At 44.9% G+C, this 17,319-nt stretch carries 18 protein-coding genes; 8 read left to right on the top strand and 10 right to left on the bottom strand.

The window, feature by feature from the left end; translation table 11 throughout:
• The first annotated feature begins 104 nt into the window (after positions 1-104).
• Positions 105-878, top strand: a complete 774-nt coding sequence (locus MJO46_RS09825; RefSeq protein WP_253989147.1) for a DUF2927 domain-containing protein — start codon at positions 105-107, stop codon at positions 876-878.
• Positions 879-995: 117 nt separating this feature from the next.
• Positions 996-2,438, top strand: coding sequence for an MBL fold metallo-hydrolase RNA specificity domain-containing protein (locus MJO46_RS09820; RefSeq protein WP_253989146.1), 1,443 nt, complete (start codon positions 996-998; stop codon positions 2,436-2,438).
• A gap of 109 nt (positions 2,439-2,547) precedes the next feature.
• Here MJO46_RS09820 and MJO46_RS09815 read toward each other — a convergent pair whose 3' ends face one another.
• Both MJO46_RS09815 and MJO46_RS09810 read right to left on the bottom strand, forming a co-directional pair.
• Positions 2,548-3,903, bottom strand: a complete 1,356-nt coding sequence (locus MJO46_RS09815) for a flavohemoglobin expression-modulating QEGLA motif protein (RefSeq protein ID WP_253989145.1) — start codon at positions 3,901-3,903, stop codon at positions 2,548-2,550.
• A gap of 326 nt (positions 3,904-4,229) precedes the next feature.
• On the bottom strand, positions 4,230-4,406 hold the full coding sequence (locus tag MJO46_RS09810; RefSeq protein ID WP_253989144.1) for a PA3496 family putative envelope integrity protein: 177 nt from the start codon (positions 4,404-4,406) through the stop codon (positions 4,230-4,232).
• A gap of 311 nt (positions 4,407-4,717) precedes the next feature.
• On the opposite strand from MJO46_RS09810, the gene MJO46_RS09805 reads away from it, so the two are divergent.
• The 4 genes from MJO46_RS09805 (at position 4,718) to rimK (ending at position 10,095) form a co-directional block, all read left to right on the top strand.
• Complete coding sequence (locus MJO46_RS09805; protein WP_253989143.1) at positions 4,718-6,871, top strand: CHASE domain-containing protein; 2,154 nt, start codon at positions 4,718-4,720, stop codon at positions 6,869-6,871.
• A complete protein-coding gene (locus MJO46_RS09800; RefSeq protein ID WP_253989142.1) occupies positions 6,868-7,302 on the top strand; it encodes a response regulator in 435 nt (144 codons plus the stop codon). Before MJO46_RS09805 ends, MJO46_RS09800 begins: the two co-directional genes overlap by 4 nt.
• 9 nt (positions 7,303-7,311) lie before the next feature.
• Positions 7,312-9,033 (top strand): bifunctional diguanylate cyclase/phosphodiesterase, encoded by a 1,722-nt coding sequence (locus tag MJO46_RS09795; protein ID WP_253989141.1) that lies wholly within the window; start codon positions 7,312-7,314, stop codon positions 9,031-9,033.
• A gap of 156 nt (positions 9,034-9,189) precedes the next feature.
• Positions 9,190-10,095: a 30S ribosomal protein S6--L-glutamate ligase gene (rimK, locus tag MJO46_RS09790; protein ID WP_253989140.1), complete on the top strand. Its 906-nt coding sequence runs from the start codon at positions 9,190-9,192 to the stop codon at positions 10,093-10,095.
• 83 nt (positions 10,096-10,178) lie between these two features.
• Here the strand turns inward: rimK and MJO46_RS09785 are convergent, their stop codons facing one another.
• The 4 genes from MJO46_RS09785 to MJO46_RS09770 all read right to left on the bottom strand — a co-directional run bounded on the left by MJO46_RS09785 (position 10,179) and on the right by MJO46_RS09770 (position 12,846).
• Positions 10,179-10,871 carry a TorF family putative porin gene (locus tag MJO46_RS09785; protein ID WP_253989139.1) on the bottom strand — a complete coding sequence of 231 codons (693 nt, stop codon included), beginning with the start codon at positions 10,869-10,871 and terminating at the stop codon, positions 10,179-10,181.
• Positions 10,872-11,166: 295 nt separating this feature from the next.
• Complete coding sequence (locus MJO46_RS09780) at positions 11,167-11,439, bottom strand: HU family DNA-binding protein (protein WP_007650853.1); 273 nt, start codon at positions 11,437-11,439, stop codon at positions 11,167-11,169.
• Positions 11,440-11,585: 146 nt separating this feature from the next.
• Positions 11,586-12,383 carry a response regulator gene (locus MJO46_RS09775; protein WP_198782222.1) on the bottom strand — a complete coding sequence of 266 codons (798 nt, stop codon included), beginning with the start codon at positions 12,381-12,383 and terminating at the stop codon, positions 11,586-11,588.
• 79 nt (positions 12,384-12,462) lie between these two features.
• A complete protein-coding gene (locus MJO46_RS09770; protein ID WP_253989138.1) occupies positions 12,463-12,846 on the bottom strand; it encodes a hypothetical protein in 384 nt (127 codons plus the stop codon).
• Between the two features lie 128 nt (positions 12,847-12,974).
• Between MJO46_RS09770 and MJO46_RS09765 the strand changes: the two genes are divergently transcribed.
• Positions 12,975-13,484: a DUF4240 domain-containing protein gene (locus MJO46_RS09765; protein WP_198782224.1), complete on the top strand. Its 510-nt coding sequence runs from the start codon at positions 12,975-12,977 to the stop codon at positions 13,482-13,484.
• Positions 13,485-13,496: 12 nt separating this feature from the next.
• On the opposite strand, the gene MJO46_RS09760 is transcribed toward MJO46_RS09765, so the two are convergent.
• Together MJO46_RS09760 and MJO46_RS09755 are read right to left on the bottom strand one after the other, a co-directional pair.
• Complete coding sequence (locus tag MJO46_RS09760; RefSeq protein WP_253989137.1) at positions 13,497-13,814, bottom strand: hypothetical protein; 318 nt, start codon at positions 13,812-13,814, stop codon at positions 13,497-13,499.
• A 135-nt stretch (positions 13,815-13,949) separates the two neighbouring features.
• Positions 13,950-14,258, bottom strand: coding sequence for a hypothetical protein (locus tag MJO46_RS09755; RefSeq protein ID WP_253989136.1), 309 nt, complete (start codon positions 14,256-14,258; stop codon positions 13,950-13,952).
• A 272-nt stretch (positions 14,259-14,530) separates the two neighbouring features.
• On the opposite strand from MJO46_RS09755, the gene MJO46_RS09750 reads away from it, so the two are divergent.
• Positions 14,531-15,055, top strand: a complete 525-nt coding sequence (locus MJO46_RS09750) for a DUF3016 domain-containing protein (protein ID WP_253989135.1) — start codon at positions 14,531-14,533, stop codon at positions 15,053-15,055.
• Positions 15,056-15,096: 41 nt separating this feature from the next.
• Here the strand turns inward: MJO46_RS09750 and MJO46_RS09745 are convergent, their stop codons facing one another.
• Both MJO46_RS09745 and MJO46_RS09740 read right to left on the bottom strand, forming a co-directional pair.
• Positions 15,097-16,851, bottom strand: coding sequence for a GGDEF domain-containing protein (locus tag MJO46_RS09745; RefSeq protein WP_253989134.1), 1,755 nt, complete (start codon positions 16,849-16,851; stop codon positions 15,097-15,099).
• Positions 16,852-16,998: 147 nt separating this feature from the next.
• On the bottom strand, positions 16,999-17,307 hold the full coding sequence (locus tag MJO46_RS09740) for a prephenate dehydrogenase (protein WP_198782229.1): 309 nt from the start codon (positions 17,305-17,307) through the stop codon (positions 16,999-17,001).
• Positions 17,308-17,319: the final 12 nt, after the last annotated feature.

Genomic DNA, 17,319 nt, shown 5'->3' with positions numbered 1-17,319 from the left:
TTACTGGGATGACGTTAACACTAGCCCAATGGATTATGGGATGGAAACTAATGCTTAAGTGGCTGAATATATTGATTTATAGCGGGCTAATAAGTGTGGCTATTATGGCTTTACCGCTATGGTCCGCGCAAACACCCCCTGGGTTGATTCCGTCACTAAAAGCCGAAAATGATTGGAAAAACACCGATTATATTATCCAAGCCTTCGGTGAAGTCGCCCTTAACAATGAGTATGACAATGCCAAACATGGCGTGCGTAAGTGGCGCATGCCGATACGAGTATTTATCGAGCATCAAGTGGGCGATAGGGCGCTGCACACCCAATTAGTACAGATGCACTTAGCCCATTTAGCCAAGATAACAGGTCACGATATTCAATGGACGAATACGCCATCCGAAGCCAATATTCACTTAGTTTTTACCCGTCAATCCCAGTGGGCGAGTGAAGTGGAGCGCTTAATGGGACCGAGTGCGGCTAAGAATCTCCATGGTTCAGTGTGTATCGGGACATTTGCCCTTAACAGACAGCACGACATTGCACGTGCTTGGATCATTATTCCCGTCGATCAAGCCAAAATGCACGGCAAGTTAGTGGCCTGTGTAGTGGAAGAAATAACCCAAGTGTTAGGTCTACCCAATGATTCAGAGAAGGTATTTCCCTCCATCTTTAACGATAAAACCCCACAGGATTTACTGACAGGGCTCGATTTTATTTTACTTAAATTGCTCTACAGTCCAAGTATCAGTGCAGGAATGACGGCCGATGAAGTTAAGCAACCCCTGCTGACTTTGATTGCAAAATGGCTGCGTGATGGCACAGTTGCTAATGCCGATAAAAGCGTGCGCCAAGGTGAGTTATATCCTTTACTCGGTTATTGAGGATGAAGTGTTACCTCTAACATTGGCATTGTTTGCCTTGGATGAATTAATTCTTTTTCTTTGAGGAATAAGGGCATAGTCTATCTTTATATGAGATAAACATATTGGAGGGATACCATGCGCATGACACTGCAGTTTTTAGGGGCGACGGAGGAAGTGACGGGCTCGTGCCATTTACTTTCGGTCGATCATGAACACTTATTGCTCGATTGTGGGTTGATCCAAGGAGGTAAAGCGGATGAATTGCGTAACCATGAACCTTTCACCTTCGATCCCGAGTCTATTTCCGCTGTGGTGCTCAGCCATGCCCATATAGACCATTCTGGGCGTTTACCTCTGTTAGTCAAATCGGGCTTCGATGGGCCTATTTATACCCATAAAGCCACGACTGAGCTTTGTGCCATCATGCTTAAAGATGCGGCCATGCTGCAGACTCGAGATACAGAAAGAGTCAATAAAAAGCGTGCCAAGCATGATCTTGCCCCCCTAGACCCCCTATTTACCGTCGAAGATGCCGAGCAGGTTATTAAGCAGTTTGTGCCTCTGGAATATGGCCAAGTGACTCGGATTATTCCCCATGTGGATATTTGTCTATCGGATGCGGGGCATATTTTAGGCTCGGCCTTAGTCGAACTGTGGTTAGGAGAAGGCGAAGCGCAGAAGAAAATTGTCTTCAGTGGCGATTTGGGTCGTGCGGGCATGCCTATCTTGCATAACCCGACCTTAGTGGACACGGCGGACTTAGTGTTAATGGAAAGCACCTATGGCAATCGTTTTCACCGTAGCTGGACGGACACGTTAGCCGAGTTAAAGGAGATTTTTGCTAAGGCGGTGAGCGAAAGCCAAGGGAATATTTTACTGCCGGCGTTCTCGGTTGGGCGGGCGCAGGAGTTGCTATATCTGTTTCACTTATATGCCAAAGAGTGGGAGCTTTCCCGCTGGCGGATCTGTTTGGACAGCCCTATGGCCATTGAGGCGACCCGGGTTTATGTTAACAACTACCCTTTGATGGATGAGGATTTCAAGCGTTTCACCCGCCAGCATCCTGGGCAACACCCACTACTCTCAAATGTTGAGTTTATTCAAACAACTGAAGAATCTATCGCGCTCAATGATGTTCATAAGGGATTGATTATTATTGCTGGGAGCGGCATGTGTAACGGTGGGCGTATTCGCAGTCACTTTGAACATAACCTATGGCGTCCGGAATGTGATGTGATCATCTGTGGTTATCAAGCCATAGGTACTCCTGGACGCGCCTTAGTCGATGGGGCCGAAGAGTTGACTATTCATGGCAACAGCATCAAAGCTGCTGCTAAGTTGCACACCGTCGGGGGGCTTTCTGCCCATGCGGATCAGGCCGAGTTATTGAATTGGTATCGACACTTTGATAACCAACCACCGCTGATCTTGGTTCACGGTGAACCCGAGGCGCAGCATGGCTTAGTCGAAGTGCTCAATCAAGATCCTAAAACTAAGCCACAGGCCATAGCGATCGCTACCCAGGGGGATCGACTGGATTTAAATGCGTTACCCAAATTAGTGTGGAAAACCGCTTAAGTCTAGCCAATATCTTGAATGCAATGGCGAAGGTTTCGTTATTGATATGTAACTTTATTTAAAGCTCACACCGCTGTGAGCTTTTTTATTATGCAATTAAGGGTGAGTATTAGTCTGAGTTATTATCAAACTCAGTATCATCAAGTAATTCGAAGACGGGGGCGACATTAGGCACGTCTTTAAATAAGCGAGTAAAGTGACGTTGTACCCCTTTTAAGTCTATTCCCGCCAAGCCAGAAGCGAAGCCAAACCATGCATAGAGGCCGCTAAAGTTATCGAACATGGGCGGTAAATATTTCGGTGGGGTAATAATGCCTTCTTGGCAGGCTTGATACAGCACCGGAATGTCTTCGATTGCTAGCTTTCCTAAAAATAACATAGGGATAAGCTCAGGCAGGCCCGATGTGATTGCACTACGAATGAAGTTAATGTTTTCTACATAGCCACGCACGTAGGAGATGTCTTTGGTAAAAAAACTGCCTCCTTCAACCATGCCACCTCTAAAGACTCTTTGGGTCACACGGTAGCTATCCTTTGCACTTAAATTTAACCCTCTAAAATAGTTAAAAACGTCAATAAAATCTGCCCCATTTTCTGCCATATCCACGGCGGCGACGCGATCGCTAATGCGGCGGGCTCGGCCAGGATTTGAACTTAGGGTCAACATTTCGAGTAATACGGCTAGGCCTTCCTGCGTCGCGGCAACACGGGGTGAACCGACACTGAGCCAAGTGGCATGGGGCTGGGCTCGGCCATTGAGGGTTGTGCCGACATGTACCCAACCTTCGTGTACCTCATACACATTGAGATCCGACTCGCTAAACATGGCTTTACTATTGAGTTTTACCGTATCACCACCCACGGCGGCATCCGAGACAATACCGTCACTGAGACGCACGCGCATATCATCGCTGTGGAAGTATTTCTCTAATCGTTGGCTAAGCACATGCACGGCTTCTGGAGCCGTAATAATTTTGGGATGGTGTTTATTCATATGCCGCGCCGCGGGCAGAGAAAAAATATAACTGAGTTTATCGCCCAATTGGCGCAGAGTATGGCGATCTCCATGCAATTTGTGGTTAGCACTTCCGTATAATTCTTGGCTGAGTTTGCCAAAAGTCGGGGTACCTCGATGGCCTAACATATCCACAACCAGGCGATATTGATCGACGTTAGCAACTAATATCTTGCCGAGTTTATCCCGTTTACCTAAACGTCTATGGATATCCTGTTTGAGGGAGGCTAGTTCTGCTTGGGTTTTGACGGGGTCAAAAGGTAAAGCTATGTTTTGATAGAAATCTTGCTTAATGGCTGGCAGAGCCGTGCCCTTGCTTGATAGAAAACGTTCTTCCATCTCCCTTGGCCATTTAATGGCATCGAGGATTTTTATGGGAGTTTGGATACGAATGAGTTCATCGGAAAAGCGGCGTAGATCTTGTTGGTACTGGGCTAACGACTCTGACATTCCCGTAATCCTACTGGTAACTTAAACGCTAGAAATTAGGCTAATCATAGCCTTAAAGCCTCGCTATTTATACGGCGAAGCCTAATCGAGGCTGAAAAAATCCCGATTAAATCTCTTTGCAAAGGAGATTGTGATGGCGCTGATGGGTGATATCAGTTTGATTGAGCGTTAAAACTTGAGCCGATAAAGTCACTGGCTAAAAATGGCGTGATAAAAGCTGAGTGAAATGCACACCCAGCCTCAAGTGCTGGGTGAGGCGTTAGTTTTGCTGGTTTTTAGTGTGCGCCCTAGGGAAGAGCGCACTAGCAGAACGGAATCATAAAGGCTTAAAAAAAATCGTCATCTCCTAATGCACGTCTTAATTCGGCGCGTTCGAGGTAATCTTCTAAGCGTTTTTTGACTTCACGCTTATGTTGCATTGCTTCGGCCGCTTTGCTGTTTCTAGGGGTGGTCATTGCCTCAAGTTCAGTATCGTTGGGCACGACTTCAGTAATATGAGCCATAACGAATTCCTCTTGTTGTTCCTACCGACTTTCTATCTAAAAAGAGTGTGCTAGAAAAGCAAAAAATTTTGTGGATCAGCGTAAAAATTTTTTCCCGTTATGAAGGCCTGTGGGCCAGATAGTGATGGCGCAATAATGGCGCATGTACGCTTAATTTAGTTTATGCTTATTTTGTGATTAAGCGCATAACTCTGTCATTTTATTCCTGTATTAATTCCTACTTAAATAGTAGGAAAACTTGAATTTAGCAAGGGTTAGAACAACACTTGAATAAGTAATTATTATTCTCCTTAGCTAAGGAATGGGCGTATATGTACAAGGATGGTTTTCCTGAATCTTTCGATTCCCCGAAGAAAAATTATTTTCGTGTACTAAGTTCAAGCTGGCTGATGGTGCTTGCCATGTTGTTTTTTATGGGCATTTCCTGGTACGCCCTCGAAGAATATTTTAGGGACCGTGGTGAAGAGCGTTTCAACAACAGTGTGCAAGAGCTGATCGAAGCTGTAAACCATAGGATGGTTGCCTATGAGCAAGTGTTGCGGGGCGGCATTGGGCTTTTTCTTTCCTCCAATGGAGTAACACGTCAAGAATGGCAAATCTATATTACTAATGCACATTTAGGTGAGTATTACCCCGGCATTCAAGGGATTGGATATGCTGAATTGCTAACGCCAGTAACTCTAGGGGAGCATGTTAAGCAAATCCAAGCCGAAGGGTTTAATGAATATAAGGTTTATCCAGAGGGAGAGCGGGAGCTTTACTGTGCTATCAATTATTTAGAACCCTTCGACTGGCGTAATCAACGTGCCTTTGGTTTCGATATGTGTTCCGAGCCCATTCGCCGCGCGGCGATATCTAGCGCGATAGTTTCGGGTATGCCCACAATTTCGGGAAAAGTCACCTTAGTGCAGGAAACTTCAGACGATACTCAGTCGGGGTTTTTAATGTATTTACCTCTGTATCGAGGCTTAGCCACGACGGAGGCTGAGCGAAAACAGCAAGCCATTGGTTTAGTCTATGCCGCATTTAGAATGAATGACTTAATGCAGGGGATTATGGGTAATCGTTTCTCCGGCTTGAAACTCGCTATTTATGATGGTGAGACTGCCAACAGTGCCAATTTGATGTTCTCCAGCAGTAAAAAGCTTCCATCGACCCAGGACATTTTTTATAAATCACAAACGGAGATGATAGAAGGCCAGACTTGGCGTTTGGATATTTCTTCCCAGTCACGTTTTATTTCGAGTTCAGAACAGGCGCAAAGTATTTGGTTGCAGGTGATTGGCTGTGGTTTTGTGTTGGCCTTGTTTTATTCGGTCATTGTGATGGCGCGTAATCGCTATCAAGAGTCGATGCTTACCGCAGAGTTGATCGCAAACGAAAAGCGCTTCCGTCTGGTGATTGAAGCTTCTCCCAGCGCATTGTTTATGGTGGATAAGTCTGGTGTGATTACCTTAGTTAACACCCATGCGGAGCGCCTCTTTGGTTATGCGAGGGACGAATTGCTTGGGCGATCCATTAATATGCTATTGCCTGAAGTTTTGCGTAACGCCCATCAGCAGCACATGAGTAATTACTTGGTACAGCCCATTGCTAAGAATATGTCGATGCGGGATGACCTGTTTGGTTGCTGTAAAGATGGTACTCGTTTGGCTATCGAAGTGGGGTTAACTCCCATCCATTTCAGCAATGGGGTTTCTATTCTGGCAACGATTAATAATGTGTCCGAGCGTAAACGCATTGAAATTCAGCGCGCCGAGCATACAAAGGAGCTTGAACGGATCAATCAAGAGTTAGACCGTTTCGCTTACATTGCGTCCCACGATTTGAAATCACCCCTGAGGGGAATTGAGCAATTGACGAGTTGGTTATCGGAAGATCTTGCTGATAATACTAATGAAAATGTTCAAAAGTATTTAGGTTTGATCCAGAGCCGTATTCATCGAATGGTGTTATTACTCGATGGCTTGTTAATGTTTTCCCGTATTGGTCGGGTCGATACCGAGATTGTTGAGGTGAATACTCAGCAACTTATGGAAGATATGTTCGCGTTAGTTGCGCCGCCAGAGGGATTTGAATTAGTACTCGAAGGGAGTTTTCCTCAATTTAAGACGGTGAAAACCCTGTTGGAATTAGTGGTCAGGAATCTGATGAGCAATGCCATTAAACACCACGATAAAGGGCAGGGCGTTATTAGAGTGCAATGCGAGCAGAGGAATGAGCAATATTGGTTTAGCGTGATTGATGATGGCCCAGGTATTTCTAACGCTTATCATGGAAAAGTGTTTGAGATGTTTCAAACACTAAGGCCTAGAGATGAGGTAGAGGGCAGTGGTTTAGGTCTATCCCTAGTGAAAAAAACCGTAGAGAGTCTCGGTGGCCAGGTCCAGCTAAAATCCGAAGGGCGGGGTTGCTGCTTCCAGTTTAGTTGGCCTATGCGAATTATCGACAAGGAGGTGTTATGAGCAGCTGCGATAGTTACAATCAGGTGATGATTTTACTCGTCGATGATGATGATGTGGATTATATGGCGGTGCAAAGGGCGATGCGGCAGCTGCGCCTATTGAACCCCTTAATACGTGCTCGAGATGGGTTGGAGGCGTTGAATATTCTCACGCATCCTGAAACGATTAAAGGGCCTTATCTCATATTGCTAGATCTGAATATGCCAAGGATGAATGGCTTTGAATTTCTTGAACATATTCGCTCAGATCCAACATTATCTGCATCAGTGGTTTTTATGCTCACCACCTCAAGTACCGATGAAGATAGGATGAGAGCCTATAGCCATCATGTCGCTGGATATATGGTGAAAACGGATATTAAAGACGGTTTTAATAACATTTTTAATATGTTGGAAGGTTATTGGCGCATTGTCGAGCTCCCAACCGTATGAGGTGTTTGTATGGACTTACTACTGATCGACGATGATGAAGTGGATAGAACGGCAATCATCCGAGCGCTAAGGCAGTCAAAGTTGTCGTTTAATGTTATTGAGGCCAATTGCGCTTTCGATGGGTTGAATCTCGCCCTTGAGCGCCACTTCGATGGCATCTTATTAGATTATTTATTGCCGGACGCCAATGGCTTAGAAGTATTAATTAAACTCAGTTCTATGACTCAAGAGCAAACCGTGGTGGTAATGCTGAGTCGCTACGAAGATGAAAAACTGGCCCAACGCTGCATCGAGTTAGGTGCCCAGGATTTTTTGCTTAAAGATGAAGTCAATTCACGCATTTTGAGTCGTGCAATTCGTTATGCTAAGCAAAGATCCTCTATGGCTTTGGCCCTAAGAAATAGCCATCAGAAGCTTAAAGAACTCGCCGAGCATGATTCTCTCACTAAATTAGTTAACCGTTATGGCTTTGAACTTTGCCTCAATCGAGCCATTGCCAGGGCGAAGAGAAGTAATGACTTTTTAGCGGTAATTCTACTCGATCTTGATGATTTCAAAGCTATAAATGACACCTTAGGCCATCAAACTGGCGATATTCTATTGGTGCAGGTCGCTTCACGTTTAAGTGGCGTATTACGCGATGGGGACGTTATTGCCCGATTAGGTGGCGATGAGTTTGTTGTGCTAGTGACCGACAATGACTACAAATATTTTCCCATGATAGTCGCTAACCGTTTGCTTAAGGCATTTGAAGAAGTATTTTGTCTGGGGGATAACGATGTATTGATCGGTGCCAGTATTGGGGTCGCGTTTTATAGCGAGGCCGCATCGAATAGCTCTGAGTTGATGAAATGTGCCGATATCGCCATGTATCGCGCGAAGAAAATGGGGCGCAATCAGATCCAGTTTTATTCTGAAGCCTTAGATAGGGAGGTTCGTTATCGTAATCATATTGAATCCAGTTTGAGGAACGCCCTTAAACAAAATGAATTTAAAGTTTATTACCAAGCCCAAGTGGATTCTCAAACCCATCAGATGGTGGGGATGGAAGCGCTAATCCGCTGGCTGCATCCTGTCGATGGCCTGATTTCTCCTGAGCAGTTTCTGCCCATTGCCGAAGAGATTGGCTTAATGGAGGACATAGATGATTGGGTATTGATTGAGGCCTGTAGGCAAGCGCAGGAATGGTTAACTCAGTTACAACCCCTCGGATACCAGTTCACTATTGCCGTTAATTTATCGGCTGCACAAATAGGCCATATTGATTTATATCAGAAAATTGTTAATGCACTTGAGGTGACCCATTTACCGGCAACGGCGCTGGAATTAGAAATTACCGAAAATTGCTTAATTGAAGAACCCCACGAGCATGCAAAAGTACTAGATCAAATCGCCGCCTTAGGAGTACGTTTTGCGCTCGATGATTTTGGGACAGGCTTTTCCTCCCTAGAGCACATAAAGCTATTTCCTATCAGTGTATTGAAGATAGATAAAAGCTTTGTGGCCTCCTATGATAAGGATGAGAAAGATGCCAGGTTACTTGCCGCTTTATTAAATTTTGCTTACGGTTTTAATGTGATATCCGTGGCCGAAGGTGTTGAAACCCTTGAACAGGCTGAGTTTTGTACTACGCGAAACTGTAATGTACTACAAGGGTACCTGTTTTCCCGTCCTTTAGAGGCGAGAGACTTCGAAACAAAATACATTGCCCCTTTACTCGCACAATTGTGAACATTATCTTACCCTCAATACAGGCAGTGGTTTTCATCTGGTGAGGAGTTTTTTCTTGCTTTACACTGAGCAATAGACAAATATCTGCCCTCCCTTCTCTGGTGTGTTTTTTACCTCAGAATTCCCATTCACAGTGCTTAATTTGGTCAGTTCGTAATGAAAATAGGTATCTTATCTCAGTATCCCCAGTTGTATTCGACACAACGTCTTGTCGCCGCCTGTGAGGCGCGTGGCCATGAAGCGGTCGTGATCAATACCTTAAACTGTTATATGAATATCAATTCCATTAAACCCAGCATTCATTATGAGGGGGAGGAGTTGGTGGGGTTTGATGCGATTATTCCGCGGATCCATGCGAGTGTGACTTTTTACGGCTGTGCGGTTGTGCGTCAATTCGAAATGATGGGCGTATTTGTGGCCAATGACTCGATTTCGATAGCCCGATCCCGTGATAAGTTAAGGGCATTGCAGTTGCTTTCTCGTAAAGGGATTGGTATGCCAATTACGGGGTTTGCGAATAAACCTAACGATATTCCAGACCTTATTAATATGGTCGGTGGCGCCCCTTTAGTGATTAAGCTGCTTGAGGGAACACAAGGTATTGGCGTGGTGTTAGCCGAGACGAAAACGGCTGCCGAGAGCGTTATCGAGGCATTTTTAGGGCTAAAGGCCAATATATTGGTCCAAGAATATATTAAAGAATCCAATGGCAGCGATATCCGTTGTTTTGTGGTGGGCGATAAAGTGGTTGCCTCAATGAAGCGCCAAGGTCCCGAGGGCGATTTTCGCTCAAACCTGCATTTGGGGGGCTGTGGTGAAAAAATCAAAATTACCCCAGAAGAACGTAAAATGGCGGTCGCCGCCGTTAAGGCGATGGGACTGGTTGTCGCTGGGGTGGATATACTGCGCTCCCATCGTGGTCCATTGATCCTTGAGGTTAATTCTGCTCCTGGTATTGAGGGCATTGAACAAACAACGGGGATTTCAGTCACCGAGCCTATTGTTGAATATATTGAGAAAATGGTGGCAGCACGTAAATCGAATCGTCCGATTATTGCTTAGCCTTGAATTTAAAATATTAGGCTTGAATTTAAAGACAAAACGCCACTTAAAGTGGCGTTTTTACGGGGGCTGCAGAATGGCTGTTAAAGGTCAAAGCTGTAGGAGTAACCTAAGGTAATTTTAGCGTCATCTTGGGTTAAATCTGTATCTGACACCATAAAAGAGACTGTGCCCATACTCGTATCTGCGCTGAGTGTTACATTGTAGTCAGCATAGTTTTCCTCACCAAACCAAGCTTCTACAACGTCACCGCTTGAGTAACCATAATGCACAGATAAGTTGAGTTTCTCTGTCAGCGGCACAGAAACGGTTGCGGCAAGGTAGCTTAAATCTTTATTGTCTAAAGGGTCTGCGGCTACATCGTCACCGGCATTGACGACCTGTGAATAGCTCACCTCAAGCCATTTCCATGTGATTGCCCCATGGAGTTCACCAAAGTCGATACTGCCTTCGGCGTCGGGATAAGCATAGTAGAGGTAACCTAGGTCATAGCTGATGTCCTCGGTAATGCTGCCACCATAGCCCGCATAGAGATCCAGCTCGTAACTGGTATCGTCACCAAAGTCTACATTCGATGCCCAAGTGCCCGCATAGAATCCAGAATCGTGGCTGTAGTCGATACCACCTTGGATAGCGACGGCGTCGTTAGTTTGGGTAACGCCACGCCATAGGTAGTTTGAAGTACCACCAATATTGCCCGACACGGCCGCAAAGGCATTTGATGTCAGCAACAGCCCCGTCGATAATGCCAAAACGCTGTACAGTGATTTTTTCATGTTCATCCCCTCGATTGACTTATTTATCGATTCACTCATGTCCCCATTTGGGGTGGTGACATTGGTGCATCTTGGTTTTTTCTGAAGAGGGAATTGCTAATCACATGCCATTATTTCAATCTTTTAAAAAACAGTTAGTTATAATTTTCTGTGTTAATAATTTGTTTAAATGTGCTAGAAAATAGAGCAGTGACGCACTGTTGTTGTGCAAAAAACAGCCTTTATAGATTTGATTTTAAGCAAAAAAAACGCCCCACAATGGAGGCGTTTTATCGAAATTTAGCTTAGCTGTGACTTAGTTTACGCTATCACGCAGAGTCTTACCGGCTTTAAACTTAGGCACAGTTGCCTCGGCAATTTGGATTTCTTTACCTGTTTGTGGGTTACGTCCCGTACGTGCTGCACGAGTCGTAGTTTCGAAAGAGCCAAATCCGACGATGGAAATTTTGTCACCGTTTTTCATTGATTCGGTAATAGCCGCTTCGAAAGATTTTAATGCGCGCGCTGCTTCAACTTTAGTTAGATCGGCATTTTCGGCAATCTTGGCGATAAGTTCAGTTTTATTCATCTTTGTTGTCTCTTCTTTCCATAGATTTATTAAGTAAGCGTGCCTAACATGCCATAAGGTTTAACCATTGGAAAGTCTTTTGCTGCAAGCTTTCCCAATCAAAGTGGCAGAATTGGAGAATATTTGTGCGGTTCGTGACTTAGGTTTTATTCTTCCAATAGTTGATAAAGGAGTTGTTTAACTAATTTAGGTTCAAAGGGCTTATCGCACAGCGCATTTACGCCGGCCTGTGACACATTGCTTAAGTGGGTATCATTGGCTTCGGAGGAAACCATAAGAATCGGGATGTGGGATTGTTGGCTCTCATTACGAATAAATTGTGTTAACGCTAGCCCATCGACACTGGGCATATTGTAATCGGTGATCACAAGATCGAACATGTTATGTCGCATTAACTCAATCGCTTGGGCACCATCTTCGGCTTCGGTGATCAACTTAATCCCTAAATTGCCTATGGTACGTTTAATGACGTTTCTTGCCATCCGGCTATCATCGACCACTAAGACGCGCACATCGTGTACATCAAAATGACTTAAATCGAGTTCATCGTGGCTCAATAAATCGATAGTCGCATTGAGGGCTTTACCTAAGTGCTCGGCATTAAAGGGTTTAGGTAATATGGCGACCACACCCGATTGGCGAAATATTTCTAATTGCTCACGGCGACATTCGCTCGATACCAACATAAATTGAATGTCGCGGCAGTCGCTATTGTTGCGTAAATAACTGAGCAAGTCGTTGGCTGTGCCATCGTCAAAGTGCATGGCGCTGACGATCAAGTCCGGTTTATGCCGTGTAATCACCTCTTTTGAATCCGCAAGGTTGGCCGCGGTTTGGATGCTGACAATCCCTTCCTGCTGTAAACGCTGGATAATGATCCTGCGTTGGGTTTCAGAAGGTTCCACTAGCAGGATGGAAAGTTCGCTGGGCGATAAATGGCTCATAATCTCTGTCAGTCTTGGCTATGGGTATTTTATGGGGTCGTTAAGCTACGCTATAAGTAACAGCTTAGCAACAAATCGACTATGACTGTGTTTTTCCACTCAAATAGTGATAAGTCACCTTAGAAAACGCGACCCAATATTGCACTAATAAAAGGCTAATAACACTAATAACAAGGGGTTGCATGGGAATGTTATGGCCAGCAAAGACGACTTTAACGTCCTCTGGTGTAATCCGATAGGCGATAATGGCCGTGATCCCAAGCGCCGAAAAGCCTAAGGTTTGCATACCAAGATAGATTTTTAGCACTAGGCTAGACCAAGGTGCACGCATAATGATCCCCGCCAGCACAGGTAATACTCCTAAGGTAAATAAATCAAAGGATTGAGTCGCTATGGCGCGCCATAAAGCGGCGATGCTGATAAGACAATAAAGCACGACCAATAGGATAAGACGTTTAGGCATAGAGTCGATTCTATTTAGGTGATGTGGGAGATGAGCAAGTGTAGGAAAAGCCCAGATCTGAGTCCAGCATAACCTGATTATCGTGTAGAATATTGCCTTTGCTCAGGCACAATGAATAGGTTTAGGTTATGACAGAAGTTGAATTTTGGGACTTAGTGACACGTACAGAAGCGACGCAATCACAGGAGTCGCTCGCGCAGTCACTAAAGCAAAAACTGACCGAATTGAGCCATGATGAGTTGAAGGCCTTCGACAAAATCTTTGGTCAACAGATGCGCCGCAGTTACCTATGGTCGGTTTGGGGCGCGGCTTATATCATCACTGGTTGTGATTCTGAGTATGCATTTGCGGAATTTAGATGTTTTCTCATCTCTCTTGGTAAAACCACTTACGAAGCGGTTATCACTCATCCAGACAGCCTAGCGCAATTACCAGCGTGGCCGGAGAAGGACGGTTATGCCTATCCATTTGTGGACGAGTATGATTTGATTGCAGGGCAGTTGTACGAAGATAGAACGGGCGAAGAGTTACCCTTTATGCCATCGGGCAAGGCGACACCTGTTGGCAAGAAATTTAGCACTAAGCCCAAGGAACTCAAGCAACAATATCCTGAGCTTAGCGCACGTTTTCCCTTTTAACGCTCTGGGCGATTAAGGGCGTAAACAGGCATTGGTTCTTGTATCGAACGTCATACCATACTTAGGGCAAGTTTGGCGCATTAATCGATATTCTTCTTCGGTGAGTTTCTGGCTAAACTCGCGATCGAGCTGCTCTGTCATGCGCTTTTCCGCGGCATATTGCGACTGGGCTAGCTTATTGAAATGTGAGTTTACCACTTGCTGTTGTTTTGTCGACAGCTGGGCCGCATGGCTAGGGAGACTGAGTGCCGCTCCCACAGTGACGATGACGGCGGCTAAAGCAAGCTTGCGTGAATACAGACCCGATAGGGCGAAAGTTGTTAAGTTCATAGATAAGCTCCAAATTAAAAAATCACGTTCAATACGTCAGTTTCTAAAGCGTGCATCCTTGACAAACAAAACCTGTGGTACTGATGAAGCCGCTAGCATACGGGGGGCAACTTGAACCTTTGCTGAACCATTTGCTTAAGGTTCGTTACGCATTTCTTGGCATTGGAAACCTTGCTTACGGGCATCAAACGCACAGTTTGAGCCGCATTCCCACGGTACATCATCGTAGAAAGATGATTGTTCTCGGGCAAAGTCTTTGCAGGAGTCATAGTTGTTAAAATTGTCTGTTTTCTTATATTTACCAGAATCATAGCCATGGGTATAAATAAAAGCAGACCAAGTTTCTGGCTGATTTTGTTTATCTTTGGGGGAAATGAACCAAATTGCACTCACAAAACAAGTCAACAGGATTAAAACGAACACAGGTACAACGGGGAATTTCATTTTTTTTTCGTAGTCGTAAAACATTGGGCGAAGGATAACGCGTTTTTAATCGAGATGCGCGCTAAATGATCACAAATTAATAACTCAGTGCTTACTTTACACACCATTGATACAAAATGATGCGTTTGAGTTTGGGTTGTTATTGTTATTTACCTTTTTATACAGAAGCTTACCTAGGCTGATCTATACTTATTTCAGTTTTGCATTAAGCTTTAGTTCAGGTTAGATTTTGTACGGTATAGCGTAGAGATGATTAGGCCTAGGAGGCAAGCATGAAAGTTAAGTTCCTTTTACTCGCAGGTGTTCTCAGTTGCAGTGCAGTGTGGGCCGCAGATGAAGTGAAAACCGATCCTGTTACTGAAGATGGCATAGTTAAAATCCTCTGGCAGAGTCCAAAGGATTTTCGTGATATTGAATCATCGGGGGAAATCCAATCCCGTTACGAGACGCGATTATTTGATACCTTAACCAAAAATATCAATAAAGAAGCCTCGAAAATTTTAAAACCAAATCAAAAGCTTGAGATGACTGTCACCGATGTTGATCTCGCTGGTGATATGCGCCCTACCTTTGGGGCAACCGCCGATGATTTGCGTGTGGTTAAAGACATTTATCCACCGCGTATGACCTTCAGTTATCAAGTGCTTGAGAGCGGTAAAGTGATTATCGCCGGGGATGAGAAACTCTCTGATATGGGGTTTTTATCTGGTATCCAATCGCAAACCGACAAACCATTTATGTACGAGACCCAAATGCTGACCGATTGGTTGAAAAAAGCCATCGCACCTCAGCTTTAGCGTAATTTAATATTCCACATCAATGAGTTGAAGTTTCAGTATTAAGCGATTAATGCCTGTGGATTAAGTTGGGGCTCTTCTAACAGGCAAAGTCCGTTGTGTGCGGACTTTGCCTGTTTTTTTGCCTTTGCGCTCAGGGTCGAAAGGCTATGTTCGTTACAGTTAAAGGTGTGTGCCGGTGTCAGTAAGCCAACACATAGGCTGATGAGTTTGTGGTAGCAGGCTTGACCTTGCCTATCATCTGCTAGCATTTCCTGCGCTTGCCAATGTTCAGCACTATAGAATAATTGTTTATGGGCTTCAAAATCGGCCAAAATCCGCTGGCAGCGGCCAATAATCTGCTCGCAGGTGCTGATAATCACAAAGTCATCGCCGCCGACATGGCCAATAAAACAGTTATCACTCTTATATTTCACCAATAGATTGGCCACTTCACAGATCACTTCATCCCCACGGCAAAATCCATAGATATCATTGTATGGCTTAAAGTGACACAGGTCGAAGTAGGCTAAATAAAAGGGCTTTTGTTGTAGCCGAAGTCGCTTAAGTTCTTCTTGTATTGGTACATTTCCCGGTAAATCCGTAAGAGGATTGGCATGGCGCGCCATTTTAATCCTGTGTTCGGTAATACGTTGCAATAAGTCTTTTGTGTGGCCAATGCCAAGGAGTTTGCCACGGCGTAAGATAATAAATTGCTGCGCGACCGTGTTGGCGCTTTCCGAGGTCAGCAATTGGCTCACTATCGACAGCGGTTCATTGGCTTCAATCTGTAAGACTTGTGGATCCATTACCTCTGACACCGCATGATTTTCATGCAGGGCGCGGCCGTAGGGGGTGCTAAAAAGTTCGAGCAAGGTCGCGCGGCTGATGATGCCTAGGGGAATGTGATCTTCAACGACTACCACTGCTTGTAACGCTGGCTGGGAACTGAAAGTATCGCTGAGATGCTTAAGTTTTAGGGTTGGAACCACAGTGATAGCGCTGCTGCAAAGGCTCTCTGCCGATTCGCTGTACCTTGGCTGGACTTGAGTATTATTGGGGACTAAGGTCGCTTTCATCGCTCGGCAGGGTTGAGCTTCTGGGCGGCCGAGTAAGTAACCCTGACAATAAACGATACCGAGTTGTTTGAGTACTGCGAGTTCTTCTTGGGTTTCAATACCTTCGGCAATTACTTTGCAGGTCAGGCTTTGGCAGAGTTCGACAATCGAGCGCACAAACTCTTGTTTTACTGGGGTTGAATCAATTTGGTGAATAAAGTGGCGATCAATTTTCACATAGTCAGGGGCCAGTTCTGACCAAAGCCTTAGGCCTGAATAGCCTGCGCCTAAGTCGTCTATCGCCGTCATAAATCCTTGGCTACGGTAATGATTTAAACAGGATTTTAGCAGGTCTATATCATCCGCTGGGTATTGCTCCGACAGCTCAATCACCACCTGGGAGGGGGAGATCCCCAGTTGTTGCAATAATTGCAGTGTCATCCCTTTTGGGTGGGCGGGATCTAACAGTGCCTTGGGCGAGATATTGATAAACAGCCTGCCCTGAAATTGCCGCAGTTTAAATTGCTCTAATGAGATGCGCCTACACAGGGTTTCGAGTTCGCTTAATTTTCCTTGGTGTTCTGCAGTTTGGAACAGGGGCACGGGCGAATAGAGGGGGCTGTGTTCTGGGCCACGGCTTAGGGCTTCAAAACCATGGATTTTATGTTCTAATATATTGAAAATAGGCTGAAAAAGTGGGTGTATCGCCCCTTTTGAAATTATCTTATCAAGCTCTTTTGCCAGATCTAAACTTGTCATTACTTCAGCCCCTTCATCAATGATTGCGGAGTCTATGACTTAGAAATGACAAAATGATGACACTTTATTGTTGGCCGGAGGGAATAAATGCAGTGCCATTAGGGGGAATAAACGCTGAAATATTATTCACTTCAGCGTTTAGGCAGATCAGCTTTGTTTCTTAAAGGCTTGCAGGGTTTTTAGTAAGGTTGCGAGTTGGCGCACATAGGTTTCAAGCGCAACGGGATCTAGGCTTGCCTGATCTTGTAGCTTAGTTAAATCATCAACGAGTTCTTGCACATAGGGCAAAAAACGATTGCTTGAAACGATAAAGCCCTGTTCGGCTGTGAAAATGCTAGTGAATTTTCCAAGGCCCGCTTTTTTCAATTCATCTAACTTAGCGTCTGCATCTATAGCTTGGCGATAGGCGGTTTGAAGGTTTTCTTTCAGTTGCTCTATAACCTTAGTGTGTGGCATAACAGCGTCTCA

The organism is Shewanella sp. KJ2020 (genome assembly GCF_024197625.1).
In the GTDB taxonomy this organism is placed as follows: Bacteria; Pseudomonadota; Gammaproteobacteria; order Enterobacterales; family Shewanellaceae; genus Shewanella.
The sequence above is the reverse complement of the archived record's forward strand: the minus strand, read 5'-3'. Positions and strand labels throughout refer to the sequence as shown.

Coding starts and splice junctions, on each gene's coding strand:
- MJO46_RS09780 (WP_007650853.1), bottom strand. CDS start 11,439: ATGAATAAAACTGAACTTATCGCCAAGATTGCCGAAAATGCCGATCTA.
- MJO46_RS09765 (WP_198782224.1), top strand. CDS start 12,975: ATGACAGAAGTTGAATTTTGGGACTTAGTGACACGTACAGAAGCGACG.
- MJO46_RS09740 (WP_198782229.1), bottom strand. CDS start 17,307: ATGCCACACACTAAGGTTATAGAGCAACTGAAAGAAAACCTTCAAACC.
- rimK (WP_253989140.1), top strand. CDS start 9,190: ATGAAAATAGGTATCTTATCTCAGTATCCCCAGTTGTATTCGACACAA.
- MJO46_RS09775 (WP_198782222.1), bottom strand. CDS start 12,383: ATGAGCCATTTATCGCCCAGCGAACTTTCCATCCTGCTAGTGGAACCT.
- MJO46_RS09750 (WP_253989135.1), top strand. CDS start 14,531: ATGAAAGTTAAGTTCCTTTTACTCGCAGGTGTTCTCAGTTGCAGTGCA.
- MJO46_RS09770 (WP_253989138.1), bottom strand. CDS start 12,846: ATGCCTAAACGTCTTATCCTATTGGTCGTGCTTTATTGTCTTATCAGC.
- MJO46_RS09760 (WP_253989137.1), bottom strand. CDS start 13,814: ATGAACTTAACAACTTTCGCCCTATCGGGTCTGTATTCACGCAAGCTT.
- MJO46_RS09805 (WP_253989143.1), top strand. CDS start 4,718: ATGTACAAGGATGGTTTTCCTGAATCTTTCGATTCCCCGAAGAAAAAT.
- MJO46_RS09825 (WP_253989147.1), top strand. CDS start 105: ATGGCTTTACCGCTATGGTCCGCGCAAACACCCCCTGGGTTGATTCCG.
- MJO46_RS09810 (WP_253989144.1), bottom strand. CDS start 4,406: ATGGCTCATATTACTGAAGTCGTGCCCAACGATACTGAACTTGAGGCA.
- MJO46_RS09795 (WP_253989141.1), top strand. CDS start 7,312: ATGGACTTACTACTGATCGACGATGATGAAGTGGATAGAACGGCAATC.
- MJO46_RS09820 (WP_253989146.1), top strand. CDS start 996: ATGCGCATGACACTGCAGTTTTTAGGGGCGACGGAGGAAGTGACGGGC.
- MJO46_RS09815 (WP_253989145.1), bottom strand. CDS start 3,903: ATGTCAGAGTCGTTAGCCCAGTACCAACAAGATCTACGCCGCTTTTCC.
- MJO46_RS09800 (WP_253989142.1), top strand. CDS start 6,868: ATGAGCAGCTGCGATAGTTACAATCAGGTGATGATTTTACTCGTCGAT.
- MJO46_RS09785 (WP_253989139.1), bottom strand. CDS start 10,871: ATGAAAAAATCACTGTACAGCGTTTTGGCATTATCGACGGGGCTGTTG.
- MJO46_RS09755 (WP_253989136.1), bottom strand. CDS start 14,258: ATGAAATTCCCCGTTGTACCTGTGTTCGTTTTAATCCTGTTGACTTGT.
- MJO46_RS09745 (WP_253989134.1), bottom strand. CDS start 16,851: ATGACAAGTTTAGATCTGGCAAAAGAGCTTGATAAGATAATTTCAAAA.